This is a genomic window from Paenibacillus ginsengarvi (assembly GCF_003626695.1).
Classification (GTDB): Bacteria; Bacillota; Bacilli; order Paenibacillales; family NBRC-103111; genus Paenibacillus_AB; species Paenibacillus_AB ginsengarvi.
Genome location: NZ_RBAH01000030.1, coordinates 54,268 through 75,859, shown reverse-complemented (window position 1 = coordinate 75,859; position 21,592 = coordinate 54,268). Strand labels below are relative to the sequence as shown.

The following is a 21,592-nucleotide window of genomic DNA, read 5'->3' as shown; positions in this document are numbered from 1 at the left end:
CAAAAGGATACGGCTCGTTTTAGCGGCTTGCCGCTTTTTTCTCTTCGATCTTCAGCTTGGCCTGCTCGCTTGCATTCCGCAAAAACGTATTCACGTCTTCCTCGTCATTGATCAGCTTCGGCTGGAGCGTATTCAGCAACCGCAATACCTCAAGATCGTATTGGCCCAGGTTCTGGACCGGAGGCGTATTGAGGAACAGCGACTTCACGTTTTTGCCCTGCAGCGCCGGATTGTCGCTGCCGAACGCCGCTTTGAGCTGCGGGTCCTTCAGCGCAGGCATCCGTCCGACTTTGCTGAGCGCGAGCTGGCTGTCGTTGCTTGTGACGACGTCCATCACGCGGAACACCTGGTCCTTGTACTTGCTGGTCGAGGTCATCAACAGCACAAGGGAATCCAGCGCCATCGATTGGCCTTTCGTTTCCGGGAAGTTCGGATACGAGACCATATCCCAGCCCAGCGGCGTGCCTTTGCCCATCAGCTCCTTGACTTGACCGAATGTATATGTCGTTACGCCCGCATACATCGCCACGTCCCGTTCGACGAAAAAGTTGTTCAGCTTCGTCCCGCGATTTTCCGGCAAATCGTAGATCCGCTTGAAGTACGTCGCCGCCTTCTTCCAATCGTCGCGTTCCAGCGTTGGCGCTCCCGTCTTCGGATCGGTATAGGGAACGGCAAACTGCGAGGCGAACTGGGTAATCTGCGACGGATACATCGCTTTATAGAACGTATCCCCGTCTTTGCGGGAGATCCGTTTGCCGAGCTCGATCACCTCGTCCCATGTCATTTTATCGACAGGATATGGCACGCCGAATTTATCGAATATATCCTTGTTGTAAAACAGCGCGGAGTTGTTGTACGAGAACGGAAGCGCAATCATATTGTATTTCGGCGCATAAGACTTCAGACTGTCGATCGTAACCGGCTCGAACCGGCTCAGATCCATCTTCTGCTCGCGCACGAAGCTGTCCAAATCCTGCACGATGCTAAGACCGATGAAGTCTTCCATATACCCCTTCGGCGAGTAGATCAGATCCGGCGTCGCCCCGCTGGCCACCAGATCTTCCAGCTTCGTGCCGGGGGCGTTGCGCACGAGCTTCAGCGTCAGATGAGGGTACTTCGCTCCGACCGGCTTGACGAAATACGTCTGGAACTCTTCGTCGGTCAAATCGCCGCCGTAGTAGTAAATCGTCAGCGTTACAGGATCGTTGCTGATTTGTTTTGGCGCTGTCGTCGGGGTTTTGTCCCCTTGGTCTCCCCCTGTGCCGGAACCGGACGAGCAGGCGGATAAAGCCAGAACCGGCAAACATAACCCGAATAACATTGTTTTTTTCCAAAGTCTCATCTTTCGTTCCCCCTTGTTATGTTCGAAACCGGGCCTCCCGCTTCTACAAATGAACCCACTTCTGCTCCGTACGCGATCGATCCGCCGCAAACCCGACGAAATGACCGTTTACCGAGTCGGCAAGCGTCGTCGTGGAAATGGACGGCTGCTCCCCCCGGATGACGCGTAAAAAGTCGCTCACAAGCCGCATATCGCCGCCGCCGTGCATATTGTCCGTCACATCGACTTGAACCTGCTCTTCCCGGTAGCCGTGCGGCGCAGACAATTCGAAATGCCGGATCGTGAAGCTGCCGTCCTCCAGATTCCCTTCGATTTCGCCGAGCGTGCCAACGAGATGCAGCCGGCGGCACGGCTTGGCCGTATTGCCGTTTAAGCTGAACGTACCCGTGCAGCCGTCGGCAAATTCGACGACTACGGCCTGATGATCGACCACATCGTTATCGCTGACCCATACGCAGCGCCCGTACGGATTGTCCGTTCGCAGCGACTCCAGCTTCTGCTCCCGGGTCGGATTCATGCTCACATGCTCGATCCCGTGCCACACGTACGCGCCCCACAAGTTTCGCTCCAGGTACATCTCTTTGGCGGAATAGGAGCAGCTGTCGACGTGCGGACAATCGAGCAGGCAGCGGGTTCCCGCTCCTTCGGGCTTTTGCTCCTCGCGAAAATACATCCTTCCCCCCATGCTCGAGACGCGCTTCGGCTGAATGCCCGCCTTCATCCATACCATCAAATCCAGGTCGTGGCAACATTTGGCCATCAGCATCGAGGAGCCGCCGTGTTTCGCGCTGTTCCATTTGCCGCGTACGTAAGCGCTCGCAATATGGTGGTAGCTTACATTTTCGGCAAATTGCATGTTGATGACCTGTCCGATCGTCCCCTTGAGCAGCCGTTCGCGAATGGCCGCATAAAACGGGGCATACCGCAATTCGTGGCAGATCATCACCTTGCGCTCCAGACGGTTCGCCGCCTCCAGCAGCTCGCGTACCTCCTGCTCGGATACGCCGATCGGCTTCTCCAGCAGGACGTCGTAGCCGGCTTCCAGCAGCGGCAGCGTCGTCTGCACATGCAGATGATCCATCGTGCCGTTGAAGGCAATGTCGGCCAGACGCGGACCGGCTACGAGCTGTTCGATCGACGCATAGGCGTGCTCCGGCGGGAGTTTGTACGTGTCGATCACGATCTGCCGCCGCACGTCGTCCGGCTCGACTACACCGACGATTAACAGTTCATCGGTATGGGATTGCGAATACGAAGCGTACAGCATACTGCGGTGCCCGGCGCCGATGATGACGGCGCGTAGCGGTTTCATCTTCGGTAGCGCGTTATCCGCTCCGGCTTGCTTTTTGTCTGTTTCATCCATAAGTTTCATCTCTTTTGTCCCTCCTGAGATGAGAATAGCGCGAATAGACGCTTCTCCGATATGACGGTTTTTAACACGTTCTTATCCATTTTTACGATAACGTCCACCGGATGGCCGCCGCCTTGCGAAAGAGCGAAACAACGGCCAAGTCGGTCTTTGACACAACAAAAAATGCTCTTGCCCTGAAACAGGACAAGAACATTTTTCGATGAAACCACCTGCGCCGCGCCGCGTTACACGCCGATCTGGCCGAACTCCTCGAATATGGCGACAGTATCGACGAAGCTCCAGACGACCGCCCCGTCGGACACATTCCCGCTCGTATGGACCGGTGCGGTTGTGCCGGTCGTTCCGGCCTGTACCGCTTCGTACAGCTTGCCCGCGTTCGTGCGGCGTTCGCCGATCGCCACGGTTTGCCCGCCGCCCCACGCCGCTGCGGGAGTATCTACGCCTTTGAACAGGCAAATCCGCCCCTCACTGCTTCCCGACACTGGCGCGTCGTAGTAGATTTTGTCTCCAGCCCTTACCGGCAGTCCCGTCGGCGCCGTTCCACCCACAAGTTTCCGAACGAGATTGACGTTCGACAGCCGGTTCGAATTGTCTACGCCTTCCACGTGATTCAGGTCGAGCAGCAGATCGCTCCTTTTCCCGCTTACCGCGGTTCCGCCCGGACGGTAGATGGAGTAGATGCCATAGGTAGAAGGAGCGAGTACCGGCGCGTACACTTCATCCTCATGCCACTCGGGGAGCGTTTCGCTCGTTTGCACGACCGTCCAGCAGTCCGCGTTTACGCCCGGCTTCGTGTCGGCGGCGGACAGATGCCGCTTCTTCGCCTCGTATTTGATACCGCCCAGCGTGACCCGATCGGCAACCGGGTATTTGCATACGACCGTATTGCTCGCGACCGATCCGGATACTTCATCGATATAGAGGTCCGCAAAGCCGTTCGCCGTCGCCATATTACCGGTGCAGACCAGCCCCCGCACATACCGCACATTCAGCCCCGCGCTGCCACACAGCATGACGGAGTTGGCAGATATAACAATGCCGTAGGGCAGAAAACCTGCGACATAAGAGGCTCCGAGGCAGGCGATACCGCTCCCCTCCGCGCCTTGAATGCTGTTGCCTGTGATCGCGACGTTCAGGCGGGTGCTCGCACGGGTCACAAATACTTGCGTGTAACCGATTCCGACTCCGAGCGAGCTCGCCTTGAACGATTCCGGATCGCCGCTATTGTCCAGAAGCTGTCTCTTGACCCCTCTAATGTTGTTGGACGATACGGTGATGTCCGTATTCCATCTGGCGCCGACTCCCGTCGAGCTGATGAGAATGCCGTACTCGTAGCAGCTTACGATCACATTGCCGCTGGCGTTCACATGGGCGTGCGCGATGCCGATGCCACCGCCGTACACGAAGCCGCATTCGCGAATGTAGTTGCCGCTCACCGTTGTGTTGAAGCCGTGCGTCTGCGCCAAATATACGCCGTTTTTGCCGCAGCGCTCGATATGGTTGCCGGTAATCGACGCCTGGCTGTGGTTGTTCACGACGATGCCGTTACCGGGAGAGTTTACGAGCCGGCAGTTCTGGATGCGGATCGTGCCCATATCGCGGTCGGCATTCGTAAACTTGCCGATGATATAAATGTTCTGGTAGCCAAGTGCTCCAGCATTGTTGCCCTGCCGGTAAACGGGATCGCTCATCACCCCTTGCATGCGGTCGTTACCGTCCACATACAACTCGAATATGTCGATATCCTTGATGCCGTTTCCGAATATGACGCTGCTGGAGACGATCGAAGAGCTCGGAATGATGCCATCGTCGCGCTTCAAGCCGCCCGGGCCGAGCAGGACGAAGCCGTCGTATACGAGAACGCCGTTTACGGTGTAGATACCCGCAAAGCGGATGACCGGCCGTTTCCCTCCGTGCTGAACAGACCAGACTTTGGCCGCGTCGAGTACGGCTTGAACCATACTCTGTTCGTTGCCGGTCCCGCTGGCGCCGAAGCTTTCCGGAGAAAACTCGTTATCGCGCTCCTTCAGCCGCACCCAGCACCCGCTGCCGCTCGGATTCGTCTCCCCGCCTCCGCTGAAGAACGAGGGCAAGCCGGCTGCCGTACCGTCCCATGCCGCCGTCGGGCTGATAATCGTACCGCCGTTGTGAGCCGACTTCGGCCTGGCCGGGTCCCAGACCAGCAAGCCACCGCCGATATCGGTGCCGGGGCGGTATCCTTTCAAGGAAACTTGCTGCCCCGCATATTCCCCCGCGAATCCGAGCAAACAGGTCACGTCGTCGAAGCAACGTACCGTCTTCGGCGCATTCGGGTTATCCGGATTGGAGTAAACGCTTCCAATTACGGAAGCCTGGGATACCGCCTCTTGTCCATACATCATACCGATCGAGGCGGCTCCCGCAACTCCAAGCGCGGCGAGCATCTGTCTGCGGTTCATTCCTTGGCCTGCCATTCTCATTCCTCCTCGTATGCTGGGTGTTGATCCGGACCTTCCCTTACTTCAGCTTGGCGTCGATCGCTTTGTTCGCCTTCTCCTCCGCGTTCCGAAGCGACGTGTTGGCGTCCACGGTGCCGCCGAGCGCTTCGTTGCCTGCCGTGATCAGCTCCACGAGCGCCAGCCGGTTGAACCGGTTCGAGAACGGCAAAGGACTCATCTGATGCTTGTAGACGGCAGCGACATTTCTGCCTTTCAAAATGTCCAGCTTCGTACCAAACTGCTTGCTGATTCCGTCGCCGAGCAGCACCGGCATTTTGCCGTTCTGGGACAGTGCCGTCTGCACCTCTTCCGAGGACATCAAATGCGAGATGGCTGCGAACGCCTGCTCCTTGTGTTTGCTGGACTTGGACACCATGAAGTAAAGCGGCTTGTTCGCTCCGGCGATGCCCGGCTTCTCCTTGGACTGCGGCAGCGAAGCGACGTCCCAGTTGATTTTGTACCCTTTCTGCTCCACGCCCTCCAGCAGATTGACCATAATATTAAAGCTTTGCATGAGCGAGGCGAGCGTTTCTTTCTGGTAAAAGTCTTCGTTCGTCAGCTTCGTATTGCCCGGAATGGCCGCAATCTGCTGCATCAGGTCCAGCGATTTTTTCCAGCCGTCCGTCTGGAACGAGGCTTTGCCCGTTTTCGGATCGATCAGCGGAACGCCCCACTGGCTGCCTGTCATCGGCAGGTTGATCATGCGGAACGAAGAGTACTGGACGCCGTTCTCCATCCGGGACAGCCGCTTGAACGCGGCGATCGCATCGTCCCACGTCATATCGTCCGTCGGATAAGGGACCCCGAATTTGTTAAACAAGTCTTTGTTATAAAACCACATCATCCGGTCGGAGTAGATCGGAAGGGCGAACAGCTCGCCTTTGGAACCGATCATTTTAGCTCCTTCGATGACGATCGGGTCGATCTTTTTCAGATCTACGGCGAAATCGGCGACGTACCGGTTCAAATCTTCCGGAAAATCGTAATCGAGCAGGCCTGCGAGGTTCGGGTAATCCGTAAACACGATATCGGGCGTATTGCCGGCGGTGATCAGATTGTCGAGCGTATTGCTTGTCGCCTTCTGCTGGTCCAAATATTCCAGTGTGATAAACGGGTACTTTTTGCGCAGCGGCTCGGCGAAGTATTTATCGAATTCCGCTTGCTGGAACGCCGTGTTCCAGTTATTCACCCGGATTGTAACCGGCTCGGTCGAGAGCTGTTTCCCGGCTTGCGCCTCTCCCGGTTTTGCCGCATTTGGCGACTTGGACGGTTCGGCGGAACTGCCTGAGCTGCCCGAGCAGCCTATTGCCGATAACCCCAGCAGGGCCAGAGCCAGGCCTGCTGCGATTGGTTTTACTTTCATGGAGACCCCTTCTTTCTTCTTGTTGTGAATAAATTCACATAATAGTGGATGAGATTATCGCCCCGCGACTCAAATCGCTTTCTGACGCTGTTCCGAACCTTCCCATCGGGAGCGAAGCCGTTTCTGCAAACGCTTCCCCCTTTCGCAACCTATTTCCATCGCCCGGGTTCTTCCCTATAATAAACGTAACTTCGCTTTATTGCTTTACCAATGAGGACGAATCTTTTGCGAAATCGTACAGGGAGAGTCGGGCCGGGATGAATTTTCCGAGATTGGATTTGCGTGTGGAGCTGGCCGTCCGCCAGATTATTACGTTCTACTACATGGAGCTGCCGAAGCGATTCTGGACCCCGGGAGAAAGCCACGATTTCTGGGAAATGTGTTATGTCGACAAAGGGCATTACGAAGTCGTTCGCGGCACGGAACGAATCGTTCTGGAGCAGGGCGAGCTGCTGTTTTACGCGCCGGACGAATTCCATGCCGGACGGGCCGTGAACGATACGGCGCCCACCCTGATTATTATTTCCTTCGTCTGCGACTCGGAGGCGATGCGTTATTTCGAAGGGAAGACGTTCCGTCCGAATGAGGACGAGAAGCTGCTGCTGTCCCGGCTTGTCGCCGAAGGGCGCGAAGCGTTCGATCCCCCCGTCGATTCGCCTCGTATGCACAGGCCCTTGCGCCGGGCCAGCGCCGCCTTCGGCAGCGAGCAGATGATCAAAAATCATCTGGAAATTCTGCTTGTGGAGCTGATCCGCAGCGAAGCGCGCAAGACGCCGGCCATGCCGGAAACGATCTCCGCGGCCCACTACAACCAGACGCTCGTGGAGCAAATAGTCGGCTACATGAACGACCATATCGGCGAAAGCTTGACGATCGAGCAAATATGCGGCGTCTTCGGAACAGGACGCACCCGGCTCACAACGCTGTTCCGAACGGTTACCGGACTCGGTACGATCGCTTACTTCAACAAACTGAAGATCGAGCACGCGAGGTCGCTCATCCGGCAGCAGGCGCTCAGCATGACGGAGCTGGCCGAGCGGCTCGGTTTTACGAGCGTCCATCACTTCTCCAGATCGTTCAAGAAGGAAGCGGGCATGACGCCGACCGAGTACGCTCGCAGCGTCAAGGCAAGAGCGCTGCGCAGAGCTACCGACGTGTATCCGGAGTAGCTGTGCTGCGGCCGGGGAATTAGGGAAACTGTACGGGGTAACTGCGAAGAGGTAGTGTTCCTTCACACTACCGACCACGATTTCTTGGCAATGCAACGGCAGAGCTCCCGATTCGCCCCCATGTAGTGCTCCTTTGGGCACTATTTCTGCGAAAAAGCCGCTGCTGCGAGGTGATAGTGTGCTTTCGAACACTACCGACAACGATTTCCTGGCAAAGCAACGGCCAAGACCCGATTCGATTCCAAATAGTGCTCCTATGAGCACTATTTCTGCGAAAAAGCCGCTGCTCCAGTGAAATAGGGTGCTTTCGAACACTGCCGACCACGATTCCTGGCAAAGCAAAGGCAGAACTCCCGATCCTTCCCCGGCGGCTACCAATCTCTAATTTGCCGTACACCATCTGAGGCGTGATGTTCGGAAATTTCATCTTCAGCGGACTGACGTAGATCGTCTCGAAATCCCGCTCGTTTGGCTTACACGTCCTCTTATTCGTATGATCCGGCGGCATGTAGCGCCGGCTCGGAGCCATTGATCATCCATAAGCGGTGGCGCGAAACTTCGCCCGAAGCGGGCGATGACTCCACCGTAAGTCTGACCGCGCATTTCCGCCGAACTTTCAATCCCATCCTCCAACTACCGTTCCCCGCCCGCATAGGAGATCCGAATACCCTCGTCCCGCAAGGCGGCGACAAACGGCTCGAACCGCTCCCCCGTCACTAGTTGTTCAGGCGCCAGCACGCCCCGCTCCGGCATCCGCCCTTCCGCGATCCACTCGGCCATAACAACCGCCGGAAATCCCGTCGTCCGGGCCATCGACGTTATGCCGCGCGTCGAGTCGTACAGGTCGATCATGTCCCACTGCGCTTTGTATGGCCGTCCGCCCTTCTTGCCGGATACCGTAACCCGGGCCACTGTCAAATCTTCGTCGGTGCCGCCCTTCATCTGCGGCTCAAGCAGACGTTTTGTCAGCTCGAGGGGACAAACCGGAACTCCGCCAACCTCGACCGGCGTATCGCTCATGAAGCCGAGTTCGGCAAGCGTGGCGAGCTTCGACCAATGGCCTTTGTAGCGGACCGTTTTCTCATAAATCCGACCTACCTTATGCCGCAACGTATGCGGTAAGCTCCATGCGTCCGTGATGACCGCCTCGCACTCGCCGACCGGTTCGTCGAAGCGGATCGACTCAAGCCCGGAGAACGGAGGGAGCTGCACAAGCTGTCCGTTTTCCGCAGCAAGCGACATCTTGCGGTACAGCTGGAACAAGCTGTCCACGCTGAACACGATCTGATACGATAACGGCGGCAGCGGGTGGCGCGGCAAGCCCCCGCATATTAGGATCGCCTCCTCCGCTTCGTCCATCAGCTCGACACCGCGCGCCGCGAGTATGCCAACCAGACCCGGCGCTACCCCGCATCCCGGCACGACCAGAATGCCCGCCCCCTTCGCAGCCGCATCCAGCTTCAGCTTGTCCTCGTAAGCGGCACACGACAAGTCGACCAGATGGCATCGCGCGGCAATCGCCGCCCTCGTCGTTTGCAGGCTCAGCGATGCCGGAAGGCAGTTGATCGCCACATCGGCTTCAGCCAGCACAGCCGTGACGGACGATTCGTCGCCCAGATCTACCGCCTTGCCCGTCACATTCGGACAACCGATCGCTAACACACGCTGCTCGACTCTTTCCAAATCCGCATCCGCCGCGATCACCTCGCGAACGATCCGGCTTTTAGCGAGCTGCCGCACAACCGCATACCCGACCATTCCCGTTCCTAGCACGGCCACTTTCATTCCCATCATCCCCCCGCTCCTTGCGGAGCTGCTCGTTGTAATCATCTCTACGTTCATCTTAACGCGACCAGGGTTCAAAATATATGTTGATACTGCACAAAAAGCGTTTACAATAGGAGGTACCATTTTGGTTATGAAAGGAAAAACGAATGAAAATTCTCGAACATATGGCTCAGGATATCGCCGAGAAAACAACAGCCATTCTCGGCTATCCGATCAGCATTACAGACAAGGAAGGGATCATAATCGGCTCGACCGACCGGAGCCGGCTCGGCAACCTGCACAAGCCTTCCCTCGACGTCATCCGCAAAAACAGCCCCGTCGACTGCGAATCCGGGCTGGAGCACACGCCCGAAAACGTGCTGCCCGGCATATCCGTGCCGCTCACGCTGCATAACAAGCCGATCGGCGTGCTCGGCATTATTGGCGACCCGAGTGAAGTGCACAAATACGTTCATCTCGTCAAAAGCCATGTCGAGATGTTATGTCTGGAGGCGTTCCGCAAAGAAACGATGTATCTGGAAACGAAGATGATTGAGCTATTCGTGCAGCAACTCATTCATTTCAAGCACGGCGATGACGCCGAGCCGATCCGGCAAGTCGCCAAAACGCTCGATTTCGATCTCGAAACGGACCGGGTCTGCCTGCTGTTCGATATTTCGCAAGAAACGGCCGCCGGAGAAGATAACGCCAGCCGGGGCGAGCCGGTTCCTTTCGCTTACGTCCACAAGGAGGTGCTCGATTACTTGAATTTGTTGTTCCGGCAGTCGAAGAACGATATCGTCTCGCACGTTAACGTGGAAACGTTCATCGTGTTGAAGCCCATCAAATCGCTGACGGAACCGGAGCATATCGCAACCCGGCTGGAGAAAGAGCTGCACAAGCTGAACCAGTTTCTTCGCACCAAATGCAGCCGTTTTGCCGCCGTCTCGATCGGCCGCGTCGGCCGGGGCATACAGGGAATCGCCGATTCGTACCGCAGCGCGTCGAAAACGATGGCGGCCGGGAAGCGGACGAATAACGAGCCGCAACTTTACCGCTACGACGACTGGCGCATTACGCTCGAACTTCTCCCCCGCGAACTGACTCCGGATATCCGGACCAAGCTGGCCGCCCTCGTCGAGCCGCTTACGAGACTTGGCAACTATGAGACGCTCGCCGCCACGTTTCTCTCTTACTGCAAGCACAACATGAACATGAGCGAAGTGGCGCGGACGATGTTCGTGCACCGCAATACGGTCATTTACCGGCTCGATAAAATCGCCGAGCTTACGTCCCTGCGCATCGACTGTTTTGAGCAAAACATGCTGCTGTATATGGCAATCCGCCATCACGGGCAAAAGGCTGCGGAGCCGCAACTTTAATCGTTGTTATCGATTTGCGCCCGCTGCAGCTTGCCGCTGTAATCCACGTACACCGATTTCCATTCGGTGAACACGTCAAGCGCAGCGACGCCGGAATCGCGATGGCCGTTGCCGGTTCCTTTCGTCCCTCCAAAAGGCAGATGAATTTCGGCTCCCGATGTACCGGCATTGATATAGACAAGTCCGGTATCAAAATCGCGGATTGCCCGGAATACCCGGCCAACGTCCGAAGTATAAACCGAGCTGGACAAGCCGAAGTCGACGCCGTTATTCACCTCGATTGCCTCCTCCATGCTTCCGACCGGGATAAGGGCGACGACGGGACCGAATACTTCTTCCTGCGCGATCCGCATCTCAGGGGTCGCATCCGTAAACAGAGTAGGCTGGAAAAAGTGTCCGCCCGCCAGCCCGTCCACATTCGCCGGGGAGCCTCCGCACAGCAGACGTGCCCCTTCTTCCGCTGCGATCCGCACACACTCGCTAATTTTCTCGACCGAAGCCCGGTTGATGACGGGTCCAACATCGACCGACGGATCAAGACCGTCTCCGAGCTTCAGCGCCAACATGCGGCGCACCAGCTTTTGCTCCAGCCGCTTCTGGACTTCGCGGTGTACGAGGACGCGGCTGCAAGCTGTACAGCGCTGGCCGCTCGTCCCAAATGCGCTCCACACGATGCCGTCTACGGCCAGATCGAGGTCCGCATCCTCCAGGACGGTGATCGCATTTTTGCCGCCCATCTCCAGCGACGTTCGTTTGAGCAGCGCCGCCGCCCTCGCGTTAATCGCCCGGCCTGCTTCATTCGAACCGGTGAACGAGACGACTGCTATACCGGGATGCTCGACGATTGCGCTCCCGACCGTGCTGCCGGATCCGTGAACGAGATTCATGAGCCCCCGCGGCAATCCCGCGTCCTCGAAAACCTTCACGAAGCCTTCTGCGGTAAGCGGCGTCTCGGATGCCGGCTTCCAAACAACGGCATTGCCTGCGATCAAGGCCGGAAGCGACTTCCACGAGGCGATCGCGATCGGGAAATTCCACGGCGTAATCAAACCGACGACGCCGACGGGCACGCGCAAGCTCATCGCGAATTTGTCGGGCAGCTCGGATTGCACCGTATCCCCGAACATGCGCCGACCTTCACCGGCCATGTAATACGCCATGTCGATCGCTTCCTGCACCTCCCCCCTTGCCTCCTCGATCACCTTGCCCATTTCGCGCGTGATCGTCCGGGCCAGCGACTCCTTCCGCTCTTGCAGCAGCGACGCGACGCGGTACAGCACCTCCGCCCGCTTCGGCGCCGGTACGAGCCTCCACGACCGCTGCGCCTCGAATGCCGCCTGAACGGCACGCTGCACATCCGCTGCTTCCGACTGAATCGTTTCGCCGATCCTCTCTCCCGTCGCCGGGTTCCAATTCGGCGTATACGTCCCCGCCGACGAATTAACCCATTCTCCGTTTATATAGTTGACCGCTCTCTCCATTGCTTCAGCTCCTCTGCAATATCTTCATTCGATCGATCGCTTCCAGCAGCATACCGTCTCACACCGCCCTGCTGCATTGGCACGCATCCATCATATCGTCAAAGGAAGCTGTGAAACTATGGACGTTATGCATAAAATGGAAGCGAATTGGCACCTGTTTTCCATGCATTTTACATAAGGATGGGAACACGGCAAAAAGCCTCAGACAAACTTTCGTTCATCCGAAGCTACAAGGGAGTCGCAGTCCCCTATTCAATTAAACGGCCCCATTCGAGGGCAGCCCGTCAAACGAAAGGATTACGCATCGTGTACCCGATTCCGCGCCGAGTGACGATGTATTTATGAGCAGCGGGATCGTCCTCGATCTTTTCCCGCAAACGACGGATCGTCACATCGACGGTTCGAATATCGCCGATATAATCGAATTGCCACACTCGCTGCAGCAGAAACTCCCGACTGAACACTTTATCTATATGCCTCGCTAAGTAATGGAGCAATTCGTACTCCCGGTGAGTCAGGTCAATCGCTCTCCCCTGTTTCGTCACCGTATACTTGCTTACATCAATGCTCACTTCGCCCACGACTATAATCGGTTCTGCTGTGTCACATGTCGCGCCGCCAAGTTTACTGCGGCGAAGGTTGGCCCGAATTCGGGCCAGCAGTTCGCGGTTACCGAAAGGCTTACTTACATAATCGTCTGCGCCCATTTCCAAGCCCAGCACTTTATCAAGCTCCGTATCTTTGGCCGTCAGCATAATAATCGGAAAACGATGTTTGCGCCGAACTTCCCGGCACACTTCGATCCCATCAGAGCCGGGCAGCATGACATCGAGCAGCATCAGATCAGGCGGATGACGTCCGGCCAGCTCTATCGCCTTGTCGCCGTTATCCACACAGATGACGTCGTAGCCTTCTTTTTGCAGGCTGAACCGGAGGATATCGGCAATAGGCCGCTCATCTTCAACGATCATAATTTTCGCCATTCGTTCGGCCTACTTTCACATCGAATTCGACGGATCTTTCGCAGCTAAACGCAAAGAATGAGTATGGCTCTCCAGGTCGTCATGCTTCATAAAACCAATAGAGTGATAAAATGCATAGGCAACCGGATGATCCGCTCTCAAAACAAGAATGTCGTAATGATCTCTCGCATGAGAAATAACGGCATCTATCAGCTTCCGCCCAATACCGTATCGGCGTGCCGAAGGAGAAACGTAAAGTCGCCGCACTCGACCCACACCGCTTCCGTTTGAGTAAGGATCGCAATTCAGTCCGCACACTCCTACAATTTCATCATGCAGATAAGCAAGAAATAGCGCCTCTCCCAACTTATCGAATCGATTGGCTCCTGATTCATAATCGTCCGCCAGTCGGGCGATATGGCGGAATCCCTCCTCCGTACTCTCTGCAAGTAACGGCAACAGCTTAGACTTGTACAGGTAATCAATCTTTTGGATAACGATTCCACTCATTTTCGATCACCGCCCTGCGACTATTTGGAATGACAAGTAATTCCAGTTTACACGGAAACGACCGGATTGCAAATGTCCTCTCATCCGGCTTCTCCCCGATCGCGAAGGAAGATCAGGCAGCCGAAAGCAACGAACGCAAGCGCCCCGCAAGCGGCTAACGAGACGGAAAACGCCCACACATAGTCCGGCAAATCCGCCGCAGGTAATGACCGCCCCAAAGCAGCCGAAAACAATATCCCCACCGCCGCGACACCCAGCGAATTGGCCAAATACATGTTGGTAGCAAACATCCCCGAAGCGCTCCCTGCATCGTTCGGCGGAACCGCGGCCAGCACGACGCCGGTAAGCGGCGTTGTGACCGTGCCGAGCCCCAGGCCGTATACGAGCAAAATCCCTGTTTGGCTCAAGCTCGGCATAAAAGCCGTATCCGCTTGCAGCGACAGGATGAACCCGAAGCAGCAAAGGCCGGTCACCAGAGCACCCAAACTCAGGACGTTCATTCCCCATCTCCGGACCATTCGGGACGATAGCAGGGAAGTCAGGAAAAACCCTATACCCAACGGAAGGAAGACAAGACCGGCGGACTGTGCGCCGTAGTGCAGGCCGAATTGCAAATAATAGCTTAAGACGAAAAAAAACGAGAACATGCTGAGATAGATCATAACGACCGAGATCATGCCGACTCGAAACGTACGCCGACGGAACAAACTCAAGTCGATCAGCGGACTTTCGCCTCGATGTTGCTTCCGAAGCCCATCCGCGATAAATACGAGCAAAAGTGCGACCGACAGAAACAGGCAACCCCAAATCCATAGCGGCCATCCTTGCTTCTGCCCCTCCGACAGCGGATATACGAGCAGCAGCAACCCGCCAATCAGTAATGCGGCGCCGAGCCAGTCGATACGCGAATTCCGGCTGCCGCGGGATTCCGGAATCATCGGCAGGCATAGCAGAACGATGAGGCCGAAGGGGACATTGAAAAGAAAGACGGTCCGCCAGCCGAGCCCGAAGCCGTTCCACTCGACCAGAACGCCTCCCAGAATAAGACCGAAAGCGAAACCGAATCCCATCAACGCGCCGTAGAGGCCGAATACGAGCCCTTTCTCCCGCAGCAAAAAGTTCACCTGCATCATCGACAGCACCTGAGGCTGTATAAGCGCCGCTGCTGCCCCTTGCACACACCGAACCGCGATCAGGTAGGCCGGATTCGGGGCTAATCCGCCGAGCAGCGCCGTGATCGTGAACCCGATTACCCCGATGACAAGCAGCCGCTTTCTGCCGTATAGATCGCCGAGCCTGCCGCTGACAATAAGGGTTACGGCCAAACAAAGCGAAAAACCGGTAACGATAAGCTGTGCATCGGCAAAGCCAGCGTTCAAGCTGCTCTGGATGGACGGGAGCGCAACTTGAATCATATACGTATTCAAGGAATTGAGTAAGATGGGGAGCAAAATAACCGCCAGCGCATACCAGCGGCGCGGATCGGCCGGGATCGGCCGCTGCCCGGTTGCCGGGGTTGAGAAAATGGATGGGTTGGGCATGGACTTGTCCTCCTGGATCGATATCGTATGAACCCGATTATCGTCGCCAAAGGACTTCTTGTTCTACCTGCAGCGGGAGTTTGTCTGCCTGCTCCGGGAGCAATAAAGCCAAAAGCCGGCCTAGCTGCCGTTCGCAACCGAACGCCCCTCTCTGCCTGCTTGAAGCTTCTTCGTCAGATCCATTCGCTGCCCAGCGCCGTCTGCTCCCTATCAGCACGGCCCATCCGTTTGACATAGTCGCACGGATTGCAGCCGTAAAACTTGCGAAACGCCGTCGTAAAATTGCTCGCGTTGCTGTACCCGACCGAAGCGGCGGTTTCCCCGACATTCAGATGGGCGACTTCCATATACCAAAGCGCCTTCTCCATCCGGATTTGACGCACCAGTTCAAAAATCGTCATGCCGAACAATTCGCGGAAGCCCTTCTTCAGCTTGAACTCATTGATGCCGACGCGCCGGGCCAGCTCGCGGATCGACAGCGGGTACTCATAATGCTGGATCACCAGCTCGCGTGCCTGGTGCAGTCCGGCAATATCGTCATGGCGAAGGGACATAGTTCCGCCGGCGTTTCCGCAGCCGTCCGCTTGCCCGAATAAAGCGAATAGCTCCAGCGCTTTACTTTCCATGTACAGCCGCTTCATCGCACCCATATGCGTACAATGAATCATGTCGGAAACGCATCTTTGAATGGCCGGCGTGTCCGGGTACCGATCGATATTGCCGCGATGATGACCCAGCCAGGCTTCCATCTGCCGCTTCTCCGTCAATTCTTCGGCATAGTTCAGCAGCTGGTCAGGGGTGAGCCTGATTTCCAGCAGCAGGTTGCGGATGCCCGCCTTCTTCTCTTCATAAACCCGAACATCCTCCAGAAAAAGCACATTGCCGGTATGCGAACTCGTCAAGCTGTTTTTGCCGCTCCATTCGCAATATATTTCTCCGCTCACGCAGTAGCTGAGCTCAAACAACGAGCACGATTCCTGAATCTGAACCTTCATATCCTGCTCGAACGTAATGTCCGTCAGCATAATTTCCATACCGGGCCGAATCCGCGTCCTTGTTACGCTTCCCTTGCCTATATGCGAAGGAATGGCAAGCGTTTGATCCGTGCCGCCATGCCGGACATCTCCCTCGACCATTCCAGTAAATTGATCGAACAGATCCTGAATCCGGCTAACCTGCAATGTTTTCATAGAAATCACCTTCTTCCATAAAATCATAACACAGCATGAAACAATAACGCATCTTCGCGCAAAAAAACAGCCCGGGTTCGCTTCTCTGAAGGTAGCGTCCCGGGCTGATCTTTGGTGAAGCTATTCGATGCAATTAGCGAATTGTTACGAAGATGTCATTGCCTGCGTAAACCATAATGCGATAGCTGCCCGGGGCAAGACCTTCGGTCGGCAGCTCCACGTCGCGATCGACTTCGGATGCGTCAATAATCGCTTTGGTCGCGCGTTTCGCTACGACCTCGTTCTCGATATCGAACTTCGTATTCCAGGTCAGACCCGCCGGAATCAAGTAAACCGTCTCAGGCATATTGAGTCGTACGGTGATCGGTTCTCCTGCCCGGAAGCTCGAGGCATAAGACATTTTCGATACGATCGCGCGCGCCGGTATGTTGTAAGTAATGCGTTCTTCCGTAAATACGTTGCCCTGCGCGTCCTTGACAGAGCCCGCCGCCAGCTTCCAACGGTTGTTCGCGCCGGTGTAAGGCTTAGCAAAGGAAATGACGACTGCATTATTCATAAGTTCCACTTTATCGTCCGTTGCCAGCGGCACGAACTCGCCGCCGTCTCTCGAATACGTGACCGCCGCTTTCAGGGCGGAAGCATCGGCCAGATTATTCACGATCGACTTGTTAAAATTGAATTGAACCCGCTTGTTCGTAAATTCCCCTGCACCGAACGAATCCTTCGAATGTTGCAGCGGATCGTTAGGAGCGGCAAACAGCTGGATGGAAGACGGATTCGAAAGCTGGTATCCTTCGCTGAGCGCGATGATTTTGAAATCGACCATCGATTTGCTGAGGGAAGCCGTATCGACATTGGCGCTGTACACGCCTTGGACAACCGTATTGGCTACAAGCTGCTGCTTGACAGCCTTGCCGACTTTCACGGCATCTTCCAAAACAAGAAACGATCTGGTTACGTCATAGTTCACAATGTAGACCGAGCCGGCCATACTGGAAGCTACGTACACACTGTCGCCGACAGTTCCCCGGTAGGGCGCCTGCACAATAACAGGGATGTCCCCGGTTGGCAGCGGGTTCACTGGAACGCCAGGACCAGGGTTTTGGCCTCCGCCATTGGAACCTCCGTTGTTCTCTCCGCCTGTGGAACCCCCGTTGTTGCCTCCACCAGTCGAACCACCGTTGTCTCCGCCCGTGGAGCCACCGTTGTTCTCTCCATCGATCGAACCACCGCTATCTCCGCCCGTAGAACCTCCGTTGTTCTCTCCGCCCGTGGAGCCGCCTGCACCGGAACCTGCACCGCTGCCGCCGCCTGCCTCCGGAGCTTGTCCGCCCGCCTGAACGTCGCTGCCGCCGATTTTCACCGTCGTATCCGCCGGGACTCCGGAGCCGACCGTCGTTTTTTCCGGGGCTTTTTCCATCGAAACGCCTGTTGCATTAATTTGCGCGTTCTGTACCTTGCCTTGACCCAAAATGCTCGTAGCCGCATTCACAATCAAAGTAAGGATCGAGGCTTCGCTGCCGAGTTTGACGGAAGAGCCTTCCGCCTTCCCGGAAACGTTCAGATCTTTGATCGAACCTTTCGGGATGTCGACGACGATGTTTGTCGCTACAATATTAACGGACTCGTACGAGCCGACCATCTCGACGTGCGAGTTTTTCGGCAGCGCCTCCGACAGCGTCACATTGTCGATTTTGGAGCCGGCCTCCGCTTCGATTTTGGCGCTCGACTGAACCGTAATGTCGGCGATTTGTGTCGCTCCGTTGGCCACGATCCGGACGCTGCCCGTCGCCTTGTCGACAATAATGGACAACATGACGGAATCTTCGAAATGAATACTGTTCGGGCCGCCGCCGCGCACGGTCGTCGTACCGCGGACTTTCACGTTCGAAAGCGTCACGTCTCCTTCGCCGATCTGCTTGTCGAGCAGAAGATCGCCCTCGATCTCCATATTCCTCAGCGTTACGTCCGCCGCTTGAATGGTCACGCTGCCGCGAACAACCTCTACGCCCGTGTCCGGACCGTATGTGCCGGCTTTGTCGTAGACGGTTTGGCCTAAAGCGGCCGCTCTTTCCAGCACCGTTACGGCTTCCGCTCTTGTAACATTCGCCTCCGGCCTGAATGCGTTAGCCTCGTAGCCGTTCATCAGCTTAGCGTCCGCTACAGCCCCGATCGCTCCTTTGCTCCAGGTCGGGCTGTTCGCCGTATCCGCAAACCGTCCGGCGGCGTTTGAATCCGGAAGCTTCAACAGCTTGGCGAATAAAACGGCCATTTCTTGACGGGTAATCGGAGCGTTCGCCCGGAACGTTCCGTCCGCGTAGCCGGAAATATATCCGGCTTTCTCCGCTTTCCTTACATCCTGGTAAAACCAGTCGCCGCCCGATACGTCGGAAAACGTAACCTCGGCCATGTTTTCGTAATGAAACAGCTTGTTGACCAGTACGACAAATTCTGCCCTCGCGATCGTTCGATCCGGCTGGAACGTTCCGTTTTCGTACCCTTGAACGACGCCTTTCTCCACATAACTTCGAATCGTCGCTTCCGCCCAATGCCCTTTTACGTCCGACAGCGAAACTGTTTGCGCCGCCGCGATCGGGCTTACTGCCGCCCCGGCAGACTTTTCTGCCGAAGCGTCTGCGGCATAGGCGGACGATAGGCCGATGCTTGCGGCCATCGCCACCGCCGTAAATCCGCTAAACCATTTTTTCAACACTGTCTGTTCCTCCGCTCTGTTATCTCTGGATGCGCCGCAAAAGCAACAAAAAAAAGCCCCCCGGAGAGCTTCGATGCGGCAATCGATGTACCCTCGGCAACCCGGCTGCCATAGCGGTATAATCCGCCTTAGGCCCGTAGCTTTGCGTCCTTATTTTTCAATAAGTTTGCCATTATCGTATTGGGCTTTTCGAACTACATTGGTGCTTTGTGCCTACACATTATATAATCGCAGAGGGGTTCGTGTAAACTGTTTTTTCCATATTCTGCTCAAAGCTTCGGCTTACAACCAATAATCAGCTGCCGACAAGCATAAATCGGTTTTGCTTTGACAGAGACTGGTATCATTCCACGGAGGTGTGAATAGGATCGGATACCTTCTTGACCGGATCGTTACATTGCTCAATGCCAGCTGAGGTTATATACTTGGACTAAATATCTGGGGGACATGAGTAATAACAGCTCAAGGAGGGATAAATCGTGGAGAGCAGTAACACGGAGAAGCCAGGCCAAATTGTCATACTGAACGGGACGCCGCGGTCCGGGAAATCAAGCATTGCGGACGTGATCCAGAATACGTTCGACGGCGTGTGGATAAACATGGGTGTAGACCGGTTTATGGCTATGACCCCGAAGCGTTTTCAGCCCGGAATCGGCCTTCGGCCCGGCGGCGAACGTCCCGATCTCGAACCGCTAATCGTCAACTTATACGAAGCGATGTATGAATCGATCGCGGCGCACAGCCGCTTGGGCATCAACGTCGTGGTGGACGTCGGCCATCACGATGCCTACTCGATCCCGCGCGGCATCCTGTATGCCTGCGCCAGGCGGTTGACCGGACTTCCGGTGTTGTTCGTGGGCGTCCGCTGCCCGATCGAGGTTATTATAGAACGAAGGCTTGCCACATGGGGTTCCGGACTAGCAAACGACGGTTCGATTCCGAAACCGGTCCGCTTATGGCAGCAAGCCGTCCATACGCCTGGCTTATACGATATGGAGGTCGACACCTCCGTATCCAGCTCCGAGGCGTGCGCCGCTCTCATCGCAAGCCGTCTCCGGGACGGCCCCCCTCCTTCCGCATTCCGGAAGCTGGAGACGATGTTCCTGTAGGGCGTTTGCAAACCGTACAGCCTTTGACGCTTCCCGCCCTCGGACTCGGGCCATTCAAAGGTTAAACACTCCTTAGCCTTCCAGCCGCTACAATTCAAGCTTTTTTACATTGGAACGAAATTCGGAAGGGCTGAAGCCGGTCTCCTCTTTGAACTTTTTCCCGAAATAATGAATGTTGCAAAAACCGCTTCTCTCAGCGATTTCGGTAACGGTCAGCTCCCGACCAGCCAGCATGCGTTTGGCCAGATGAATCCGCGTCGAGGTAAGGTAGCGCGTAATCGTAACCCCGACAACCTCCTTGAAAAGCCGGCTCAAATAATTGGGGCTCACATTACTCGCTTTGCATAAAACGTCGACCGAAACAGGTTCGGCAATATGCTCCTCGATATAGTTCAGAGCCGGGCGGATCAAGGAGAGCTTATGTTCGTTTCTCCCCGCGATTGCTCCGGCAATCGGGGCGCCAGGCTGCCAGTAAGAACGGATAACGGCCGTCAATATTCGGTATATGCTGGACTTGATCGCCATTTCGTAACAAAGGCGTTTGCCGTTAAACTCATGCTTGGCCGCTTCCATCCCTTCATTCAGGTCGCTCCAAATCGGATCCCCCGGGGAAATCGACAACCGGCCCGAGCAGGCGCCGGCACTCACAAACAAATGGCAGGCGTGCATGCTGTCGAAGCCCTCCAAAAAGTTAGTGACAAAAAATTTGTCGAAAATGATCCCGTTGATGCGATCTTGCCGGTCGGTTAACGACCGGATCGAATGGATTTGCCGGCTGTTGATGAAGACGATGTCCTCTTCGCCGGCTTCGAACTGGTCCTGATCGAGCGTAACGAGCACACGCCCCTTCACAACCTTGACTAACTCGATATGATCATGCCAATGCGGCTTGACCAAATGGCCGTCGAACTGAATACTAACGTCCGTTACCCGAAATGGAAAGCGCTTACCAACTGCCGGATGATCAAGCAGCTCCGGTTGTGCCATCCGCATGTCCCCCCATGTGCCCCGCTAATCTTCCTGATTTTATTATAACAAAATCATTCTGTTCCGCACCCCTCCAATAGTGACTTCCTGAAAAGAGGATAGAATTACATCAATTTCATGTTCCATTATGTATAGAGCCGCTAAGGCGAAGAACGGTACCATGAGCCATATAGGCCTCAGGCGGGAACGTAAACGTTGCATCGAACGCCGCAAGCTCTCAGCCTATT

At 55.9% G+C, this 21,592-nt stretch carries 15 protein-coding genes and 1 riboswitch; of the genes, 3 read left to right on the top strand and 12 right to left on the bottom strand.

Annotation, left to right across the window (positions count from 1 at the left end; translation table 11 throughout):
• Positions 1-19: 19 nt before the first annotated feature.
• The 4 genes from D7M11_RS30010 to D7M11_RS29995 form a co-directional block, all read right to left on the bottom strand.
• Positions 20-1,342, bottom strand: a complete 1,323-nt coding sequence (locus tag D7M11_RS30010) for an ABC transporter substrate-binding protein (RefSeq protein ID WP_120750963.1) — start codon at positions 1,340-1,342, stop codon at positions 20-22.
• Positions 1,343-1,385: 43 nt separating this feature from the next.
• Complete coding sequence (locus D7M11_RS30005; protein ID WP_240041366.1) at positions 1,386-2,714, bottom strand: Gfo/Idh/MocA family protein; 1,329 nt, start codon at positions 2,712-2,714, stop codon at positions 1,386-1,388.
• A gap of 224 nt (positions 2,715-2,938) precedes the next feature.
• Positions 2,939-5,167 (bottom strand): right-handed parallel beta-helix repeat-containing protein, encoded by a 2,229-nt coding sequence (locus D7M11_RS30000; RefSeq protein WP_158606908.1) that lies wholly within the window; start codon positions 5,165-5,167, stop codon positions 2,939-2,941.
• A gap of 43 nt (positions 5,168-5,210) precedes the next feature.
• Positions 5,211-6,554, bottom strand: a complete 1,344-nt coding sequence (locus tag D7M11_RS29995) for an ABC transporter substrate-binding protein (RefSeq protein ID WP_120750961.1) — start codon at positions 6,552-6,554, stop codon at positions 5,211-5,213.
• A 257-nt stretch (positions 6,555-6,811) separates the two neighbouring features.
• On the opposite strand from D7M11_RS29995, the gene D7M11_RS29990 reads away from it, so the two are divergent.
• Complete coding sequence (locus D7M11_RS29990; protein WP_120750960.1) at positions 6,812-7,723, top strand: AraC family transcriptional regulator; 912 nt, start codon at positions 6,812-6,814, stop codon at positions 7,721-7,723.
• Between the two features lie 633 nt (positions 7,724-8,356).
• Here D7M11_RS29990 and D7M11_RS29985 read toward each other — a convergent pair.
• Positions 8,357-9,517 (bottom strand): saccharopine dehydrogenase family protein, encoded by a 1,161-nt coding sequence (locus D7M11_RS29985; RefSeq protein WP_240041365.1) that lies wholly within the window; start codon positions 9,515-9,517, stop codon positions 8,357-8,359.
• Between the two features lie 140 nt (positions 9,518-9,657).
• On the opposite strand from D7M11_RS29985, the gene D7M11_RS29980 reads away from it, so the two are divergent.
• On the top strand, positions 9,658-10,872 hold the full coding sequence (locus tag D7M11_RS29980) for a CdaR family transcriptional regulator (protein ID WP_120750959.1): 1,215 nt from the start codon (positions 9,658-9,660) through the stop codon (positions 10,870-10,872).
• On the opposite strand, the gene D7M11_RS29975 is transcribed toward D7M11_RS29980, so the two are convergent.
• From D7M11_RS29975 to D7M11_RS29950, 6 genes are all read right to left on the bottom strand, one after another.
• Entirely contained in the window at positions 10,869-12,353 is a 1,485-nt protein-coding gene (locus tag D7M11_RS29975) for an aldehyde dehydrogenase family protein (RefSeq protein ID WP_120750958.1), read from the bottom strand. The genes D7M11_RS29980 and D7M11_RS29975 overlap by 4 nt on opposite strands.
• A gap of 284 nt (positions 12,354-12,637) precedes the next feature.
• Positions 12,638-13,336: a response regulator YycF gene (gene yycF / locus D7M11_RS29970; protein WP_120750957.1), complete on the bottom strand. Its 699-nt coding sequence runs from the start codon at positions 13,334-13,336 to the stop codon at positions 12,638-12,640.
• A gap of 15 nt (positions 13,337-13,351) precedes the next feature.
• Positions 13,352-13,825, bottom strand: a complete 474-nt coding sequence (locus D7M11_RS29965) for a GNAT family N-acetyltransferase (protein WP_120750956.1) — start codon at positions 13,823-13,825, stop codon at positions 13,352-13,354.
• An 80-nt stretch (positions 13,826-13,905) separates the two neighbouring features.
• Positions 13,906-15,366 (bottom strand): MFS transporter, encoded by a 1,461-nt coding sequence (locus D7M11_RS29960; RefSeq protein ID WP_120750955.1) that lies wholly within the window; start codon positions 15,364-15,366, stop codon positions 13,906-13,908.
• 173 nt (positions 15,367-15,539) lie between these two features.
• On the bottom strand, positions 15,540-16,556 hold the full coding sequence (locus D7M11_RS29955; protein WP_120750954.1) for a helix-turn-helix transcriptional regulator: 1,017 nt from the start codon (positions 16,554-16,556) through the stop codon (positions 15,540-15,542).
• 133 nt (positions 16,557-16,689) lie between these two features.
• On the bottom strand, positions 16,690-19,269 hold the full coding sequence (locus D7M11_RS29950) for an S-layer homology domain-containing protein (RefSeq protein ID WP_120750953.1): 2,580 nt from the start codon (positions 19,267-19,269) through the stop codon (positions 16,690-16,692).
• Positions 19,270-19,361: 92 nt separating this feature from the next.
• A riboswitch (cyclic di-GMP riboswitch) is annotated at positions 19,362-19,450 on the bottom strand.
• Between the two features lie 298 nt (positions 19,451-19,748).
• Here D7M11_RS29950 and D7M11_RS29945 point away from each other — a divergent pair.
• A complete protein-coding gene (locus D7M11_RS29945; protein ID WP_120750952.1) occupies positions 19,749-20,378 on the top strand; it encodes a chloramphenicol phosphotransferase CPT family protein in 630 nt (209 codons plus the stop codon).
• Between the two features lie 87 nt (positions 20,379-20,465).
• Here D7M11_RS29945 and D7M11_RS29940 read toward each other — a convergent pair whose 3' ends face one another.
• Positions 20,466-21,365: an AraC family transcriptional regulator gene (locus D7M11_RS29940; RefSeq protein WP_158606907.1), complete on the bottom strand. Its 900-nt coding sequence runs from the start codon at positions 21,363-21,365 to the stop codon at positions 20,466-20,468.
• Positions 21,366-21,592: the final 227 nt, after the last annotated feature.